Annotated in this window: 15 protein-coding genes; 7 read left to right on the plus strand and 8 right to left on the minus strand. The window is 44.4% G+C overall.

Features of this window, described 5'->3' with window-relative positions; genetic code table 11:
- Positions 1–3: 3 nt before the first annotated feature.
- The 3 genes from A7985_RS14545 to A7985_RS14555 are packed head-to-tail and all read right to left on the minus strand — an operon-like array spanning position 4 to position 2,334.
- The gene (locus A7985_RS14545) at positions 4–597 is read right to left on the minus strand and encodes a Crp/Fnr family transcriptional regulator (protein ID WP_065791182.1); all 594 of its coding nucleotides are present in this window, start codon (positions 595–597) and stop codon (positions 4–6) included.
- 35 nt (positions 598–632) lie between these two features.
- The gene (locus A7985_RS14550) at positions 633–1,505 is read right to left on the minus strand and encodes a DMT family transporter (RefSeq protein WP_065791183.1); all 873 of its coding nucleotides are present in this window, start codon (positions 1,503–1,505) and stop codon (positions 633–635) included.
- A 16-nt stretch (positions 1,506–1,521) separates the two neighbouring features.
- A complete protein-coding gene (locus A7985_RS14555) occupies positions 1,522–2,334 on the minus strand; it encodes an arylamine N-acetyltransferase family protein (RefSeq protein ID WP_065791184.1) in 813 nt (270 codons plus the stop codon).
- Between the two features lie 185 nt (positions 2,335–2,519).
- Between A7985_RS14555 and A7985_RS14560 the strand changes: the two genes are divergently transcribed.
- Positions 2,520–3,161, plus strand: a complete 642-nt coding sequence (locus A7985_RS14560) for an NAD(P)-dependent oxidoreductase (RefSeq protein ID WP_065791185.1) — start codon at positions 2,520–2,522, stop codon at positions 3,159–3,161.
- A gap of 13 nt (positions 3,162–3,174) precedes the next feature.
- Here A7985_RS14560 and A7985_RS14565 read toward each other — a convergent pair whose 3' ends face one another.
- Entirely contained in the window at positions 3,175–3,957 is a 783-nt protein-coding gene (locus A7985_RS14565) for an AraC family transcriptional regulator (protein ID WP_065791186.1), read from the minus strand.
- Between the two features lie 104 nt (positions 3,958–4,061).
- Here A7985_RS14565 and A7985_RS14570 point away from each other — a divergent pair, with 104 nt between their 5' ends.
- Both A7985_RS14570 and A7985_RS14575 read left to right on the plus strand, forming a co-directional pair.
- Positions 4,062–4,775 (plus strand): glutamine amidotransferase-related protein, encoded by a 714-nt coding sequence (locus tag A7985_RS14570; protein ID WP_065791187.1) that lies wholly within the window; start codon positions 4,062–4,064, stop codon positions 4,773–4,775.
- 82 nt (positions 4,776–4,857) lie between these two features.
- Entirely contained in the window at positions 4,858–5,343 is a 486-nt protein-coding gene (locus tag A7985_RS14575; protein ID WP_065791188.1) for a MarR family winged helix-turn-helix transcriptional regulator, read from the plus strand.
- A gap of 5 nt (positions 5,344–5,348) precedes the next feature.
- Here A7985_RS14575 and A7985_RS14580 read toward each other — a convergent pair whose 3' ends face one another.
- The 3 genes from A7985_RS14580 to gorA form a co-directional block, all read right to left on the minus strand.
- Positions 5,349–7,301 (minus strand): BCCT family transporter, encoded by a 1,953-nt coding sequence (locus A7985_RS14580; RefSeq protein ID WP_065791189.1) that lies wholly within the window; start codon positions 7,299–7,301, stop codon positions 5,349–5,351.
- A 300-nt stretch (positions 7,302–7,601) separates the two neighbouring features.
- On the minus strand, positions 7,602–8,462 hold the full coding sequence (locus tag A7985_RS14585; RefSeq protein ID WP_065791190.1) for a substrate-binding periplasmic protein: 861 nt from the start codon (positions 8,460–8,462) through the stop codon (positions 7,602–7,604).
- Positions 8,463–8,612: 150 nt separating this feature from the next.
- A complete protein-coding gene (gene gorA / locus A7985_RS14590; protein ID WP_065791191.1) occupies positions 8,613–9,971 on the minus strand; it encodes a glutathione-disulfide reductase in 1,359 nt (452 codons plus the stop codon).
- Between the two features lie 153 nt (positions 9,972–10,124).
- Between gorA and prlC the strand changes: the two genes are divergently transcribed.
- From prlC to A7985_RS14610, 4 genes are all read left to right on the plus strand, one after another.
- Complete coding sequence (gene prlC / locus A7985_RS14595; protein WP_065791192.1) at positions 10,125–12,170, plus strand: oligopeptidase A; 2,046 nt, start codon at positions 10,125–10,127, stop codon at positions 12,168–12,170.
- Positions 12,171–12,296: 126 nt separating this feature from the next.
- Positions 12,297–13,451: a response regulator transcription factor gene (locus A7985_RS14600; RefSeq protein ID WP_065791193.1), complete on the plus strand. Its 1,155-nt coding sequence runs from the start codon at positions 12,297–12,299 to the stop codon at positions 13,449–13,451.
- Positions 13,452–13,527: 76 nt separating this feature from the next.
- Entirely contained in the window at positions 13,528–14,295 is a 768-nt protein-coding gene (locus A7985_RS14605) for a class I SAM-dependent methyltransferase (RefSeq protein ID WP_065791194.1), read from the plus strand.
- 200 nt (positions 14,296–14,495) lie between these two features.
- A complete protein-coding gene (locus A7985_RS14610; protein WP_065791195.1) occupies positions 14,496–16,418 on the plus strand; it encodes a methyl-accepting chemotaxis protein in 1,923 nt (640 codons plus the stop codon).
- Between the two features lie 285 nt (positions 16,419–16,703).
- On the opposite strand, the gene A7985_RS14615 is transcribed toward A7985_RS14610, so the two are convergent.
- On the minus strand, positions 16,704–18,860 hold the full coding sequence (locus tag A7985_RS14615; RefSeq protein ID WP_065791196.1) for a S8 family peptidase: 2,157 nt from the start codon (positions 18,858–18,860) through the stop codon (positions 16,704–16,706).
- Positions 18,861–18,916 lie beyond the last annotated feature (56 nt).

An 18,916-nucleotide genomic window follows, 5' to 3' on the forward strand; every position in this document is an offset into this window, starting at 1 on the left:
TTTTTAGACTTCTAACTTCCTGCGGATCCGACTCAAGGCGATGGGGGTAATACCAATATGAGAGGCGATCATTTTAAGCGGCACTTTGTTGCTGAGTTCAGGGTTGTTGTTGAGAAAATTAAGATATCGCTGTTCAGCACTATGGTGCACGAAAGCATGCTCGCGCTCTTCTTTTTTGATAAAAAGGTTTTCTAATAATTGAGTGTAAGCCTCCAGAAAACCAGCCTGGTGTTTCATGGTGTTAAAAAAATTGCGCCATTCAAACTCTAAACAAATCACGTCATCAAGCGCTTCAATACTGAATAGTGCGGGTGTATTTTTCGTCATTGCTCGCGTTGAACCAGCAATACATGGTGCGCAAGCAAATGATTGAGTAAATTCCTTGCCATCGGCCGAGACATTGAAATAACGGGCGTAGCCTTGGGTAATAAAAAATAAGTATGGAGCGGGGCTGCCTTGGCTCATCAGTAAGGCGCCTTTTTGGTAGTGCTTTAACTTCCCTTGTAGACCGAACTTACTAAAGTCGTCTACTGACAACGGTTTCTGTTCGCTACTGAAAAAAGCTATAAAGTCTTCTAATTGATGTTGAATGTTCATAGCCAAACCCTACTTTTATAATTATGGGTACAATCCTAGGCCTTACTGGATATCAAGTAAAGCGCTATTAGTGTGATGGAAAAGGCGGGCAAACAGGCCGTTAAAGCACCTAACCGACCAATTCCTTGAAACAGCACAACTAAAGCAGGTACCAAATAGGTGGCGGCTAAAAAAGCGTTGGGGCTAAAGTACTTAAGCAAATATTGCTGTAAAAAAAAGGTGCCTAATGTGGTGAAAAGGGTCAAATATATAATGTTTAGCCAAAATGTCCCATTGCACCAAGCGATATGCTCCGGGTGGCCATACAATATGACAAGAGGAAGAAGTAACACACTGCCAATTGTCACGATAAAAAATGTACTTATCAATGGAGGTTGTGTACTTACCCATTTCTTAGTGAGCACCACGTGAATTGCCAGACTAATACACGAAAGCAAAAAGACGCTGTCGCCGCTGAGCCAGGTTGTTGTGAGTTGTAAATCGGTTTGCGCGACCAATAATGTCCAAATAGCGCCAAGGATACCTAACAAAAACCCGAATAACTGCTTGGCCTTTGGTGTCACCCGCAGTAAAAGGTAACTTATGAACACACTTATCAGGGGCAAAAGTGTGTAAATAACCGCCGTTCTTTGTGCGGTGGTGGTTTTTAGAGATTCAAATAATCCCACAAAAAAAAGTACAAGAAACAAACTAATTACCGCGTATTTTACGAGTTGTTTGGAACCAACGTTAAAGACTGTACCAAACCGAATTAAAGGGAGTAAACATACACTTGTTAGCAAAAAGCGTAGCCAGGTTGCAGCCACAGGAGATGCATAAGGCAGCACGTGTTCTGACACAATAAATGAGGACGCGAGGAGACTTACCCATATAAATAGTAATACAGAGTGTGTGAGTGTGGGCTGCATAATACGTCTCCTGATTTTAATTCTCGGGTTTTGCAAACTTGCTAAATAAGTAAGTAGAAACTGCAATGTCTAAGTTGAGATTAAACTGCTGATTGAGTAGCTGGTGGAGCTGTTTTTCACAGGTAATAGGGGTGATTTCTGTATGTTTATGAGTGATATGGTGGTATTGACCATTTCTGAGGGAGTATGTCGTATCGAGTGTTTTTCTACTCACTACCAAGTTTTTCACAAAAGCGGCTTCTGGGTGCTTGTGGGAGTAAAAGTGACTGAGGTCGCAATCAGATTCTGTGTAATTATTCAAATCAAAGGTATATAAGGTAAAGAACTCGCCATTTTTTAGCACTTGAAAGTGATACTCTTGCTGGTTTTTTTGGCTTATTTGAAAGGTCTCATTCTCTTGCTGTTGTGGGGTATCTAACTCAAGCTTTAACGGATAAAAAGCGCCTTGAGGGCCAAAGCCAGCGTCCAAAAGATAATCTGCACCTTCAAAGGTGATTAAAGTCGCTCTATGGGTTCTTGGTACATCAATATCGCGGTTATAAACCACTTTGGCCAACAGGCGTTTTACCTTAAATCCAAGGTGCTGTAATACGATGTATACCAACTTGTTGTGCTCAAAGCAGTATCCGCCATTTTGCTTAGCAACGAGTTTATTATACAGGTGCGGCAAATCCAAAGGCATGGGTTGATTGAGTAAGACAGAGATGCTGTTAAAACTGTATTTGGCAATGTGCTTTCGTTGCAGCTGGTTTAAAAACTCGAGATCGAGCGGGCAATTCGTTAACCCTAGATCGGCTAAATATTGCTGTGTTATTTGAGTGTGATTCATGGGGGCTCTTTATTGACGAAATAGTGAGAGCAAGTTTAAGGCGTAAACCAAGGACTGTAATGAACCTAGGTTTATTACGCACAAAAAGAAAAAACTCAGTGACTAAACCTCGGTTAATTTAACTTGGGGCCAATGTATTTAAAGTAAGCACCTAGTAAAGCGCAACACACATACAGGAGAAACATATGCGTATTACAGTATTTGGTGCAACAGGTAACATAGGTCAAGTTGTGGTCGCAGAAGCGCTCAAACGAGGCCATCATGTCACTGCTGTAACCCGCAGTGCTGCGAAAGCGGCGTTGTTGCCTGCCACGGTAGATGTTGAGGTGGCAGACGTGAGTAATATCTCTGATGTTATTCGGCTGAGCCAAGGCCAAGATCTCGTGATTAGTGCAACAAGGCCTTCAGAAGGCCAAGAAAAGCAATTAGTCGGCATTGCTGATGCGTTATTAGAAGGGCTTGACGAAACGCGTACTCGATTGCTCCTTGTTGGCGGAGCTGCTTGCCTAACGGTTCCTGACACGAATGGTCAATTGGTCCTTGATGACGAAGCATTTGTTCCCCCTGCGTGGAAAAATATTGCACAGGCTTGCTATGAGCAGTTTCAACACTGCGTCTCACATAGAAACCAAAATTGGACCTATATGAGCCCATCCGCATTAATTGGCCCAGGAGCACGCACTGGACAATTTAGAATCAGTGATGGAGAGCTGTTAATTGACAAGCAAGGGAAATCGCATATTTCTTGGCAAGACTTTGCGGTTGCATTGTTAGATGAAGCGCAATCCCCACAGTTTTTGGGCGGAAAATTTACCGTTGGATATTAGTACAACCAGAGCGTTACGTCGTTTTTGCTTGCAGTACACTATTACGATATTTGTGTGGTGTACTAAGGAAAAGTGCTTTAAATGCTTGGATGTAAGCGGCATCTGACGCAAAGCCAAGACTAAGCGCAATGTCTTGTATTGAGCGGGGTGTTGTGAGCAGCTCTAACGACAGTACGAGCCTCAAATGCTGACGCCAAGCACTGAATGACTGATTGAATTCTTTGGCGAACAAACGGCTCAATGTGCGCTCGGAAGCACCGACTTGCTGCGCCCATTTAACCAATGTGAGTTGTGTCGCTGGTTGCTCAATAAGCTGCTCGAAAATCGCCAAAATTCGTCTATCTGTGGGTTTTAAAAGGGGGATTTCATAATTGGCAGCGGACTTGATTTGATCATTTAAAACCCGCAGTAAATTTGAAATGGCGCGATTGTCGAGTTCATCTGCTGTCTTGAGTAACAGTAACACCAGCTCCTTAAAAAAGGGCGTGACGAGGCAAGATTTTAGCGTTCGGCAAAAGGGAGCTTTGGCGGTTGGATTCAGATAGAGCGCAACAAACTCCGTTTGTGTTACTGCCACCGACTTATGTGATGTCCCTGCCGGAATGAATAATAGCGCATTGTGTGGCACCACCATACTAAGGTCTCCGATATCAGATTGGAGTAAACCAGAGACAGGAAAAATGACTTGATGCCAAGGGTGTTGATGATAGTCATCAAGGTAGCCAGCTGGCATGTTGATAGATTTGGCGACAAGCTGTTTGTGTACGTTGAGATTAATGAGGGTGTTTGCATCCATGAGTTGGCGGATTTCATATGTTTTATGTCTTATAGTTTAAATTAAGCCATTGCGAATTGTTATACGATAAACACATATTTAATTTGAAAAGGTTTAAGGCAGGTATGCACCTTCATTTTGTTATTCATGAGTATTTTGAGGCGCCGGGGGCCTTTGAACAGTGGGCATTGCAAGCGCAGTATCAGGTGAGTTACTCCCATATGTATCAAGGTGATAGCTTACCAAGTAGTTCAGAAGGGATTGATATGCTGGTGGTAATGGGCGGGCCGCAAAGCCCAGCGACCACACCTGCTCAGTGCCCTCATTTCGATTCTATTGCAGAGCAGCGTTTAATCAGGCAGTTCATAGACGCAAATAAGTTAGTCATTGGCGTGTGTTTGGGCGCTCAGCTAATTGGTGAGGCGTTGGGCGCGCGCCATCAACCGAGTCCTGAAAGAGAAATTGGCAAGTTCCCCATCCATCTGACAGAAGCCGCTAAATCGCACGCTTTAGTAAGCCACTTTGGAGAGCAGCTTGAAGTTGGACACTGGCACAGCGACATGCCTGGCCTGGCACCTGAGGCTAAAGTATTAGCTTACAGTGAAGGCTGTCCAAGACAAATTGTACAATACCAAAAGTGGGTCTTTGGTTTTCAATGTCATATGGAATTGACCACCGATCTCGTTAAGCTTCTGAGTCAACATGAAGACTTTAGCGAAGCACACCACCAGCGTTTTGTGCAAAAGCCAGAAGAACTTGCAGGTCATGATTATGCACAAATGAACGAGATGCTTTTTGCCTTTTTAGACAAGCTCGCAGAGGCCTTTTCGCAAGGTTAGCGCTTTGAATGGATTGATTGATAGCTCAAGTTAACGATTGTGATTATACTGCGGTTGTTGCTGTATTTATTGGTCATAAAAAATGGAAAAATACGAAGAACTCTTAGTATCGATAAGAAAAGTCATTCGGGCGATTGATCTACATTCTAAGCATTTGAATAAATCGTCGGGTTTGACTGGGCCACAACTCTTAATCATGCAAGAAATTGCGCGAGTAAAAGGGGTAACAGCCAGTCAAATTGCGAAAAATGTGAATTTAAGTGCTGCGACGGTGACCAATATTTTGGACCGATTAGAAAGCAGGGGGCTTGTTGAGCGTGTAAGGAGCTCGCAAGATAAAAGGCGTGTTAGCTTGTTTTTATCCCCGCAGGGAAAGGGGCTGTTGATTGATGCGCCCCAGCCTTTGCAAGAACACTTCATTCAGAACTTTTGTGAATTAGAGGAGTGGGAGCAGTCACTATTACTGTCTTCGATGCAACGTATTGCAACTATGATGGACGCCAATGAGTTAGACGCCGCACCCGTGTTAGAAATTGCCCCGATGAGTCAGAACGAGTCCGGTAAATAAATGTGCTACTCGCGTAGCACATTCAAAAAGTGTAGATGCTTTTGGTACTGTGAAAGTACATCATTAATAATTGCGGTTTCCGACCAGCCCATTATATCGTAATTTTGCCCACCTTCGCTGAGATGCACTTCTGCACAGTAATAAGAGTCACTATCGGTGACATCGCTTTGGGTAAAATCTGGCTGCAGGCGCTTATTTTTATACACACCGTATACAAAGTCGTGTTCATCGCCATGGTGAACAGTAAGAATAACAGCCGAATTATGTACTTTCACCTCAGCGTCTACCTGATTATTTTCAAACTCGTCTTTGATTTTCTTTAGAGCGGGTTTGACTTCTTTCAAGATAAACTTGTCGACTTTACCTTTCGCTGGTGTCGCGATAAGTAGCGCCAAACTCTCTTGCCAAGTTTGCTCGTCATTTACTTGGTTTTCAAACGTCATAGGCATGGTTTGTGCGCTGCGTTTGGCATCGTCTACCCTGAGGGCGCTAATTAGGCCGTAGCAGGCAACCAGTAGCACAATAGAAAAGGGCAGAGCGCTCACTATGGTCAACGTTTGTAGCGCATCTAATCCGCCAGCAAGGCTTAAAGCGGCTGCAACTATCCCAACGCCAATAGACCAAAATAACCTTTGCCACAGAGGTGTGTCATTATTGCCATTAGAACACAGCATATCTATGACCATTGCGCCCGAGTCACAAGAGGTGACAAAGAACACCACAATCATGATGATTGATAGACCAATCAGCATTTGCGACAACGGATAGTTTTCTAAAAATACAAATAAAGCGACGGCCGAATTATTACTGACCATTTGTGATATGTTGGTTAACCCCTGCTCAAAAATCATCGCCAGAGCTGAATTGCCAAAAATAGTCATCCACAGTAAGGTAAAGGCCGTTGGAATACATGTCACACCAATTACAAATTCACGAATCGTGCGTCCTTTAGAAATTCGGGCGATAAACAACCCGACAAAAGGTGCCCAAGCTAGCCACCAGCCCCAATAAAAAATAGTCCAACCACCTATCCAATCTTTCTTTTCATAGGCAAATAAATTGAACGTAGTTGAAACAATATCAGAAAGGTATTCACCGACATTTTGTACATAGGCTTGAAGTAAAAACACGCTAGGGCCGATAAAAAATATCAACGCCAATAGCACGACGGCCAAAACCATATTGGTTTGAGAGAGGATTTTAATGCCTTTATCTAGTCCAGTAGCCACTGAAATAGAGGCCAATGCGGTGATACCAAGCATGATTAAGACTTGGTTGAGCGTTGAAACCTCAAAAGAAAACAGATAGGCCAGTCCAGAGTTGACTTGCGCGGCGCCCAAGCCAAGGGAGGTGGCGACACCAAATACGGTTCCCACGACTGCGAATATATCTACAGCATGGCCTGCCCAGCCATTTATTCTATCGCCAATTATCGGGTAGAGTGCGGAGCGCAGGGTTAAGGGTAAATTATGACGGTAACTAAAGTAAGCGAGGATCATCGCAACGATAGCGTAAATTGCCCAAGCGTGAAAACCCCAATGAAAGAATGTGATCTTCATTGCTTCTTTAATTGCTTCCAGAGAGCCACTCTCTTGTGATGGCGGAGAGACGAAATGCATCACAGGCTCTGCAACCCCAAAAAACATCAGTCCAATACCCATGCCGGCGGCAAAGAGCATCGCCAACCAAGTGGAAAAGCTATAGTCGGGGTCTGAGTGATCTGGTCCAAGCTTTATTTCGCCAAATCGGGACATACTCAGATACACGACTAGGCCTAAAATAATGGCCACCGTTAACACGTAAAACCAGCTCGCGTTTTGAGTGATGGCTGACTGAGTGAATGAAAATAGGGAGGAAGCAGTCGCTGGACTGAGTACGGCAAAAATAACGAGTGCCAATACGACGGCTGAGGAAGTATAAAAAACGGGTAAATTTAGAGACGAGTTGTCTTTTTTCATAGTGAAACTCTAATTATTAGATCACAAATAAATTTGTTTTGTGGTGGTGGGCATTGTAGTGAGAAGTACTGGCAGTAATGTGCGACCTTATACCATCAACTATGGCTCCCATTTCAAAACATAAAGCGCTAATAAATTTAGAGCTCTAATGATTAGTATTGTAACTTTTAACCTTGCATAGATAAAGGCAGGCATCATTTTTGGTGTCAGAATAATCAACCGAGATGCGTTTTTTGGCAGCGCAATGAAAATGTGAGAGAAGAAAAATGTTTTAGTTGTAACTAAATTAGGGATGATTAATTATTCTTGCTCTTCTTGAAGCTCTGGCTGAACAGACTGGCGCAGTTTCTCTTCGAGTTCAGCGGTATAAAAGGGCACATAGCGCTGGATAATTTCAAGCCGTTTGCCTGTTTTATTGAGTTGCTCAAGTGCACTTTGCCACTTAGCGATAATCTCGTCTGGGGTCTCTAATGAAAAAGCCATGTATACGCCTTGGGCTGGCAATTGAATATTCATCGCCTTGAGATGTGATAAAGGGTGTCCGGCCAAGCTGAGGACTTCACGGGTATTCATCAGTGATAACATTGTACAATCAAAGCGGCTTCTCGGCTGGAGCATTAGCTGAATCGCCCGCACTTGGCTCTGTGTTTCATGATAAGGGATGTTGTGTTGCGCATATAATTCAGAGTCCCGCACTTTGTGTTGCGTGATACAAGTCACCTCACTCTGCTTCACATCTTCTAAACTATTAAACTCTCGTGTGTCTTTTGACTTTTGATAGAGGACAGGACCGTCGAATAGCAAAGGGCCCACCCACTTAAAGCGTTCGAGCCTTGCAGGCGTTTGTGCGACAACCAAATGGGCGCGATGGTACACAATGGTTTGGCGGTATCGGGCACTGACAACTTTGGAGCCTTTCTCTAAAATCTTAATACTACGCGCAAAAGAGCCTATTTGGACAGAATGTTGGCGGCCAAGCATTTGCTCCAGCTCATGAAAGATATCAACGACAAACCCACTTTGCACTTCTCCTTGGTGGGTAATAACAAATGGCTCGAGAGGGTGTGCTGATACCAATAATTTATGCCTATAAGTTTGGGCATGAACTGTCTGCGCACAAATCCATATATACACCAAACTGGCAATCCACAATGCTTTCATAAGTACTTACATTACATCAATGTTTGTATGAGTATTGTGGCCAGAATCGGATTTGTCTAATTTAGGCTGGGGAAACTAAAAGAGTCTGATGAAATTCTACTATGTACAGGGCTATGCTTTTTACATAGCCCCTAATAATTGGGTAAACGATTACCTCATAGTCACAAACTCTTCAGAGCCTGTTGGGTGAATGGCGACTACTGAGTCAAAGTCGGCTTTGGTTGCGCCCATTTTCATGGCAACACCAAAGCCTTGGATCATTTCATCAACCGCGAAACCAATACCGTGTAAGCCTACAATTTTTTCTTCTGGGCCTGCGCAAACCAGCTTCATTCTGCAAGGTTGACGGTGTTGCGTCACTGCCGTGTACATAGCTGCGAAAGTAGAGTTGTACACTTTAACGTTGTCTTCGCCATACTCTGCAATCGCTTCTGGTTCAGTAAGCCCAATCGTGCCAATTGGTGGGTGGCTGAACACAACGGTTGGTACAAGGTTGTAGTCCATTTTTGCATTTGGTAATTCTGGGTTAAATAGGCGCTCAGCAAGCATACGACCTGCTTTTACAGCCACTGGCGTTAATTCAATACCGCCTTCCATGATATCGCCCAGCGCATAAATACCAGACACAGATGTATTTTGCCACTCGTCTACTTTTACATAGCCTTTATCCGTGATTTTGACATCGGTTGCGGCTAAATTGATTTTGTCTGTTACTGGCTCGCGGCCAATTGCCCAAATTACTTGGTCAACCGTGTGTGACTCGCCGTTTTCAAGGTGTAGTGTTACTGAACCATCAGCTTCTTTCACAAGCTCTTTTGGTGTTGCATGGGTATGTAGCGTTGGCCCCTCTTTCTCCATCACTTCAGTCAGTGTTTCAACGACCATAGGGTCAAAGTTACGGAGTGGCGCATGTTTACGCACAAATAAGTGGGTTTCAGTGCCCAAGCTATGTAGTACACCGGCGAGTTCAACCGCGATGTAACCTGCGCCAATAACCGCAACACGGCGGGGCTGCTCGTTCAATTCAAAGAAGCCATTTGAATCAATGCCATGCTCAGCGCCAGGGATATTTGGCACACTTGGACGGCCGCCAACAGCAATACAGATATGATCCGCTGTATATTGCTCGCCATTGACTTCAATGGTTTTGTTGTCGATGAATTTGGCAAATCCGTTTATGACTGTCACGCCATTACTGGCAAGGTATTTATTGTAACCTTGATGAATACGACCAATGTAAGCCTCTCGACTTTCCACTAATTTGGCCCAGTTAAAGTTCTTTAGCTCAACATCAAAGCCGTAGTCTGGTGCATAAAGCTTGATGGCTTCAGCAACCTGAGCACCGTGCCACATAACTTTTTTAGGCACGCACCCTACGTTTACACACGTGCCACCCATATGCTTTGCTTCGACAAGTGCGACTTTAGCGCCACGCATTGCCGCACGATTAGCTGATGCGATGCCGCCACTGCCACCACCGATGGCAATGTAGTCAAAATGTTGAGCCATAATTTTTCCTCTTTAGAATTCGCTGAACTAGTCTTAAGGTGACAGATAAAATACATCATTACTTTCAACTAGGTTAGTAAGTTTTACTTGTATTTGCGCTATTAGCCCTTATTTCAAGTTAAATTGGGAAATAAAAAATTGAAGAGAGACATTATGAGTAACCCATTAATCGGTTCAGAAGGATTACCACCGTTTTCAAAAATCAAGCCAGAGCATATTGTACCAGCCCTAAAAGCAGCCATTGAGCACTGCCGCGACACCATTGATCGTATTGTGGATCAGGAGCAGTTTACTTGGGATAACTTTGTTCTGCCTTTTGAAGAAGCGGACGATAAGCTTTCTAAAATGTGGTCACCTGTGTCTCATATGAACTATGTGGTAAACAGTGAAGAATTAAGGCAAGCCTATGAAGAGTGTTTACCGCTGATCTCTGAATATTCAACCTACACTGGTCAACACCAGGGCCTGTATCAGGGCTACTTGTCTATTCAACAAAGCAGTGAATTCGATAAGTTGTCATCGGCACAGCAAAAAACCATTACGAATGCTTTAAGAGACTTTAAATTATCCGGTATTGCATTAGATGAAGCCGGTCAAAAACGGTATGGTGAAATCAGTGCACGACTTTCAGAGCTAGGTTCAAAGTTTGGCAACAATGTGATGGATGCCACACAAGCTTGGCACCTGCATGTAACAGATGAAGCCGATCTGGGTGGGTTACCGGAGTCAGCCTTAGCGCTGGCAGCCCATACTGCACAGAGTAAAGAGCTTGAGGGGTGGGTGTTTACGTTGGATATTCCTTCTTATTTACCTGTTATGACGTATGCGGATAATCGCTCTATGCGTGAGCAAATGTATCGAGCTTATGTTACGCGTGCCTCAGATCAAGGCCCTAATGCAAACCAATTCGATAACTCAGCGTTGATGACAGAAAAGTTAGCTTTGCGTCATGAAATTGCGCAATTACTTGGGTTTGATAATTATGCAGAGCATTCTTTGGCAACGAAAATGGCAGAATCTCCTGCACAGGTCTTCGAATTTTTAAATGATTTGGCAAAAGCATCTAAGCCACAAGCTCAAAAAGAGGTTGCTGAGCTAAAAGCATTTGCGAAAGAGCAACATCAAGTGACTCAGCTGGAAGCGTGGGATTATGGCTATTATGGCGAGAAATTAAAGCAAGCTAAATATGCGATTTCTGATGAGCAATTGCGCCCTTATTTTCCAGCAGACAAAGTGCTAAGTGGGTTGTTTGAAACGGTCAACCGTTTATTTGGTATTTCCGTGACGGAATTAAAAGAGTTTGATACGTACCATGAAGATGTGCGCTTTTTTGCGATCCACGATGAACAGGGAACATTACGTGGCAACTTCTATTTAGACCTTTATGCACGTGAACATAAACGCGGTGGCGCATGGATGGATGACTGTAGAGTCCGAAGAGTATCTGAAAGCGGCACGCTGCAAACACCAGTTGCATATTTAGTGTGTAACTTTAATAAAGCCGTAGGGGACAAGCCTGCATTATTTACCCACCATGAAGTAACGACGTTATTCCATGAGTTTGGTCATGGCATTCACCACATGTTGACGCAAGTTGATGCACCTGCTGTTTCAGGTATTAATGGAGTTGCTTGGGATGCTGTTGAATTACCGAGTCAGTTCCTAGAAAACTGGTGTTATGAAGTGGAGGCGTTGAACTTTATTTCAGGCCATTATGAGACTGGCGAACCACTGCCGAAAGAGCTATTAGACAAGTTACTGGCTGCGAAAAACTACCAGTCAGCGATGATGATGCTTAGGCAAATTGAACTATCACTATTTGACTTCCATATTCATGCGGATTACGACGCTGCACAGCCTTGTCAGATACAAGCGACTTTAGATCGAGTTCGTGCGCAAACAGCAGTGGTCAAAGCGCCTGAATTCAATCGCTTTCAGCATGGGTTTAGCCATATTTTTGCAGGCGGGTACAGTGCAGGATACTACTCTTACAAATGGGCGGAAGTGCTCTCAGCAGATGCCTTTTCACGCTTTGAAGAAGAGGGTATTTTCAATGCCCAAACGGGTCGTTCCTTCCTAGAAAATATACTGGAGATGGGCGGGTCTGAAGAGCCGATGACTTTGTTCCAGCGCTTTAGAGGGCGCGCACCTCAGGTTGATGCCTTGCTTCGCCACAGCGGTATAGATAAAGCAGCCTAATAAATTAGCTAAATCATTAATTGATATATCAAAGCGTCCGAATGGGCGCTTTGTTGTTTTTGCACTCGCAAAATAAGCGTTTCCGTCTATGCTTTGGTAAAGACCTGATCTTGTAGGGAAAGCCATATGACCAACTTAGTGCTTGCCATTGACGATGACAAGCTGATCCACCATGTTATCGAGCAGTCACTATCTCAAAACTGTAAATTGATCCATGCGAAAAATGGTGAGCAGGGCTTAAGGTTAGCGATAAAATATCAGCCAGATATTATCTTACTTGACGTTGAAATGCCCGGAATGTCTGGTTTTGAAGTTTGTGAGCGGCTAAAAAGCGGCGAGCACACCGTTGATATACCCGTGATGTTTTTGTCTTCGAAAGGGGACATCAGTGAGCGAATGCGGGGCTACAATGCAGGCGCAGCAGATTACATTGTAAAGCCGTTTGAAGGGTCTGAGTTACTAGCACGAATAAAAGTGTTAGATGACTATCGACGTCAGTCGGTGACACTCAAACAAGATATGCAACGGGCGCAAATTACCGCTGAAATTGCCATGACAGATTCTGGCGATATGGGGCGTATTATGCGCTATGTGGGTCAGTCATATCATGCGCATGACTTAAGCACGTTATCGGAGTACTTCCTAGAGTTTTTTACGCCACTCAATTTAGAAGTGGCACTGGCTTTTTGGTATCACAATCAAGCTGTGTTTTTCTCTCAAGAAGGGGCTATCCAGCCCATAGAGCAAGAACTATTGGAAACCAATAAAGAGGGGAGTCGCTTTGTGGATTTTGGCCGGCGAACCATTATCAATTATCCAAAAGTATCTTTGCTTATTAAAAATATGCCCACTGACGATCCTGCACTTTATGGTCGGTTCAAGGATTTACTCCCCCATATATTGGAGGCAACCAATGCCAAAATTAAAGACATGGAAGTAAGCGAGGTTGCGCTCAACAAGGTGGAAGAAATCGGCTTGGCTTTTGCTCAACTGAGTGAGCAACTGAGCTGCATTGGGGAAGTGTATGGCACTAAAGTTTCTGAGTTAGAAGCGTTCATTAAAGAAGATGATGTAAAAGCCGCGTTAGGAGAGGAATACAAAGCATCGATGGAAAGCCTTTGTGAGCACTTTGCCTTTGTGAATGACGAGTTTTCAATTATTCGCTATAAACTGGGGGAAATAACGCAAGTACGTCAGGAGCTTATTCAAAGCCTCAATCAAATGGCGAAACCTTGGGGCGAAGAAGAAGTCCCAGCTCAAACAGATATTGAACTGTTTTAGCATCACCGGGCTGGTGCATTCTTTTTTACCTCATTAAACGTTATACTCTGCAGGCTTAAACAACAGGAGTCTGCAGTTGTACATTCATACGCCATTTACTGAAAACCGCACTTACCTAGATGACTTAACTCAGCGTTTTAAACTGGATGCGTTGACTGAGCTCGATAAAGATTTTCGGCTTGTTTACGATGAAGACGGCTTACAGCTGTTTAAAAAAGATGAGCCTAAGTTAGGTGCGATTCGAGTTGACTTTGTAACCGGAGCGAGCGCGCATCGGCGTAAATTTGGTGGTGGTAAAGGGCAAGCGATTGCCAAAGCAGTTGGTTTAAATAAGGGCGTGACACCTGTCGTGTTAGATGCCACGGCAGGGTTGGGTCGCGATGCGTTTGTATTGGCATCGTTGGGTTGTAAAGTGCTTATGCATGAGAGGCACCCAGTTGTGGCTGCTCTGTTATACGACGGGTTGCAACGCGCTTACCAAGACCCTGAAATTGGTGACTGGATGTCAGAAAATATGGCCATTGCATTTGGCTCAAGTCATGAGTTGCTTGAACAAGCTGCCAGCGATGCATCATCAAAACCAGATGTGGTGTATTTAGACCCGATGTTTCCACATCGTGAAAAGTCGGCACAAGTTAAAAAAGAAATGCGGGTGTTCCAATCTTTAGTGGGGGCAGATAATGATGCCGACGCACTATTGCCCTTTGCAACAGCGCTTGCGACAAAACGCGTGGTGGTTAAAAGGCCTGATTACGCGCCATTTTTAAATGAGCAGACACCCAGTATGCAGATCACCACAAAGAAAAACCGCTTTGATGTGTACGTTAATGCGGCCATGAAGTAATGGCATGAGGACGCCAAAAACTCAATTCTTAATTGCAATCACATACAAGTTTCAAAAAACTGTCAAAGTTGTACACAAAAAGCATACGTAAAAAGTATGCTTTTTCACTTGGCTGGACAGGAACTAACCAATTTACATCAAACTGTCATAAAACATTAATAGTCTAGCGCCGAAATCAACTGATAAGGCCTGTAGTACATATGCGTGTTTCGTCTTTCACCCGGTTGCTTGCTATTTTATTAGCGACAGCCAGTATCATTCTTGCGGTAACTTTATTTTGGGCAAGCCAAGTATTTAGCAAGTTGGATCAACAGGACAGTGCGTATACGCAGTTAAAAAATACGGTGTTGATTGACCTCGCAGGCACGATTGAAGACTATTTAAGTGCAGGAGATAGCCAGTATTTAAACCAAGCCAGTGAACAGATTAGCACCATCAAGCGTGTGCATCTTTCTGAAATTTCATCTGATGTTATGTCGAGTATGGTGCAGCAATTAGATGCGCTAGATGCAGATATTCAAGGTAAATATCGAGCCTTGGGTAAGCTGTCTGGTAACGAGTTAGCGTTGCTTGATAACGCCTTGAGACAAATGGCGGGCTCAGCATCCTCTTTAATGAATTATGTCGCAGATGCGAATGGTCATGAACTCAGTCAACGCTATTACTCTTTAGCGTCAGACTATTATTTTGAGACAACGAATTTAAGTATCTATACCTACCAGCTGGTGCTTCACTATGATAAACCAACCCAGCAAAGCTTGAATCAATCGCTTAATCGACTTCAGGAACTTGCGCGCCAAATAGAGCGCTTAGATGACTTGGGTGTGATGACCGAAATTGATGAAGACGAGCTGTTCTTAGGGGAAGAGCCTGAAGACTTAGCGCAGGAAATAAAGGCTGAACTGACAAGTTGGCCAAATCGATTTAGCCGTGATTTACAAAACACAATTGTGCAAGCACAGCAAAGGCAGCAGGGTATTACCGCACTTAGAGATGACATCAAACAGCTTTCCGCTCTGATGCTAGAAGCGGGAGAGCAGTTAAAGAGTGAGCAAGTTGCCGTTAAATCTCAGGTGTTTACGATATTTGGTGCCGCGATTGGGTTACTCGTACTCCTAGCTGGTGGTATGTATTGGGTGCAGTTTAGTCAAGTGCTTACACCACTGCGTAACTTGCGGGACGGATTTGCGTTTTTAATCGAAAGCAATGAGCTGAAGCAGATAAAATGTAAACGTGCCAATACCGAAGTGGGTGAAATTGCCCAGTACTTTAACCAGCTCATTGAAAGGCAGCGTACAGAAGCGCAAGAACGTGAGCAAATGCTGCAAGTCATTAACGACTTTATGCAGGGGATGAATCGAAACTTGGCCAGTATTGGACATCAGTCTGAAAACACCTATGAACAGGTTGAACACAATCAAACGCAACTCGAAGAAATCAAAGTCATTGGTGGCGAAGCGAGCAATATCAATCAGCAAGTAGCGGACAACGCCAGTGACACCTTTAATGCGATGACACAAAGCGTTGGGTTTGCAGAGTCGATGTTAAAGGCCAGCTCCAGTACACAGCAGCGTGTCGAGCAGGGGTTGAGTAGCTTAAATGAACTGCTTGTAGGTGTCGAAGATGTGGGCAAGGTGATTGAAATGATCCATACCATTGCAGAGCAAACCAACCTATTAGCATTAAATGCCGCGATTGAATCTGCTCGGGCAGGAGAGCATGGTAGGGGTTTTGCGGTCGTTGCCGATGAAGTCAGAAAGCTAGCTCGTCAAACGCAAGAGTCGTTGACGGATATTAACGAGCAGCTGAATATTTTAAGTGACAACTCAAGCAAGGTATCTAATCAGATCAGTGCGCTGGCATCCGAGGCACAGCAACAAACAGAACATGCACAGGAATTGAAACGTAACTCTGAAGGCGTTGCCGAGCGCGCTCAAGGTGCAAGCCAAGTTGCAGCTGATGCGATGGCGCTGTCAAATCAGCAAACCAAATTGGTAGACAGTTTCAGTAGTTCGATGGCATCAATGAAGCAGCAGGTCAGCAGTTCCAACCAGCAAATCCAACAAATTCAGCAAAGCTTAGAGCAGCAAATGGCTCAGATCAGAGACAGTCTAGGCTTGTAAGTATTAACGTGAGAGTAAGCGAAAGGCCAAACGTTTGTTTGGCCTTTTTTTATGTATTGAGAATACAGCGCCATAATCGGGTAATGATCAAACGGCCCTAAACGTGATACTGCTTGCAATGATATGAGCAATGTAACCTGTAAAAGGTATGAGTCCCATTAATTAATGCGGATCTATTTACGGGGTGTAACAGTCACAGCCAGCGACCTTGATATCACGCTAAACCGTACGCACAAAAAAGGGCCGAACAATGTTCGGCCCACATTTACTACAAGTTATAGGGGATTACTTGTATTGAGCGTCTAGTGTTACACCTGAGAAAGTGCGGTACGCTCTTACACCGAAGTGCCAAACGCCAGCAGCTGGGTTTGTGATAGTACATGTTTCAACGTTACCACTTTCGTAAGGACGACATTGGTAAGTTGAAGTAGAAGGTGCAGCACCTGGATTTACATAAAGGTCTGCATCACCTGAGCCACCAGAGATTTTTACTGTAAGGCTAGACATGCCAGCTGGTACAGTTAGTTGGTGACGGCTCCAGTTGCCTGTTGATGCTGAAAGGTTGTTTTCAGTTAGGCCACCAGGTTGTGTAGTACCAGAAGTTTCTGCATTAGCAACAAGGCTTACACCGCTGTATGCAGAGTAACCGCGCATCATTACATGGTAAGTACCTGATGGATTGTTAATTGTACATACTTCGTTGTTACCACTTTCGTATGGACGACAGTCGTAAGTTGATGTTGTAGGCTTAGAACCCGCTCTTACGTATAGATCTGCGTCACCTGTGCCACCGCTCATAGTGAAGGTGATTTTGCTAGCATTTGCAGGCGTTTCGAATGTGAAGAATGCTTCAGCATCTTTTGCACCGCTTAGGCCTGTTTTCGCTTCACCGTCAACAAGTGCGTTGTCACCTGGGTTTGTATTACCGTTACCAAGTGCCATATCTACCGCTGCACTTGCATCTACAATACCAGTACCACAGTTAGTGCATGTCGCAGGGAAACTACGAGTTGTATCTTTTAGGATTGTTTCGATTTCATCAGGTGTAGCTGTTGGCTTAGCTTGCTTAATAAGTGCCGCAATACCCGCTACGTGAGGTGCAGCCATTGACGTACCTTGTGAGTACGAGTAGCTATCAGTAGTCGGTGTAGTAGAACCCGCGTTGTAAGTTGAAAGGATACCTTCAGGGTCGTTAGCAAAGCTTTGTGCGCCACCTGGTGCTGCAACATCGATTGAAGAACCGTAGTTAGAGTAGTATGCACGACCACCGTTACGACCAACTGATGCAACGTTTACTACGCCCGCACAGTTACCTGGGTTGTAGTTGTTTGCGTTGTCGTTGTCGTTACCTGCTGCGATAACAACCACAGTGCCGTTTGCACGTGCTTGGTTGATTGCGCTTTGCGTTGTAGAACTACATGCACCACCGCCACCTAAACTCATGTTGATTACATCAGCTGGGTTCGCGTTTGCAGGTACACCTGATACTGAGCCACCAGATGCCCAGATGATGCCATCTGCGATATCAGATGTTAAACCACCACATTTACCTAGTACACGAACTGGTACAACTTTAGAGTCGTAAGCAACACCCGCAACACCTTCACCGTTGTTTGTTACAGCGGCAACTGTACCCGCAACGTGTGTACCGTGCCAGCTTGAATCTCTGTCGCTGCTAGGAACTGGTCTACCTAGGCTGTCTGTACCACACTCACCGCGAGTTGTTGCATCACCCGGGTCACGTGCATCGCTATCACGACCGCCACCGTCATTCGCTACAGATAGGTTAGAGATCATGTCATAACCAGGCAGGATATTTGGGTTTAAGTCAGCGTGAGGACGGTAACCTGTATCTAGTACCGCAACTACTACGCCGCTACCTGTCGCTTTATCCCAAGCTGCTGGTGCATTGATACCGCCCGCTGCTTCAAAGTAGTGCCACTGTGAGCTGTAGCTAGGATCGTTCGGTGTCGCAAATGGTTGTAACATTTGGTCAACTTCAATGTGCTCAACATTGCCTGATGCGATCATGTCTTGCATGAACTTTTGTGTTTCAGATGCACTTAGTTTTTTGTCTGCGCGCATTACGTGGTGGTTTGAAAGCGCCATTGGGCGAACGTACTGTGCTTTAGCTGATGCACGTTTGCTGTTGAAGCCTTTAACGAAACTACGAGCGCGTGTGTTCATCATTGCTGGTGACATGTCTGCACTTGAAATAGACATGATGTCGTTGTTGTTGTTTTTGTACTTGATGATGAACTGAGTGCCAAACCCGCTTTGTGATTCTAGTTTTTGAGCGAGTTGTGCTTGGCTTGGTACGTTTGGACCAAATTGTTCTGCTTGCATATTTGCCAGCTCTGGTAATGCCATTGCCGCGTTTGCAGAAAGTAGTCCTGTTACTGCCATTGAAAGAGCAGCTAATTTGAAATTTCCTGTTGTCATGTTTTTTACCCTTGTTTTACTTATTGTTATCTTGGCAACCTTTACTCGCCAAGAGG

This window comes from Pseudoalteromonas luteoviolacea, assembly GCF_001696455.1.
GTDB classification, from domain to species: Bacteria; Pseudomonadota; Gammaproteobacteria; order Enterobacterales; family Alteromonadaceae; genus Pseudoalteromonas; species Pseudoalteromonas luteoviolacea_C.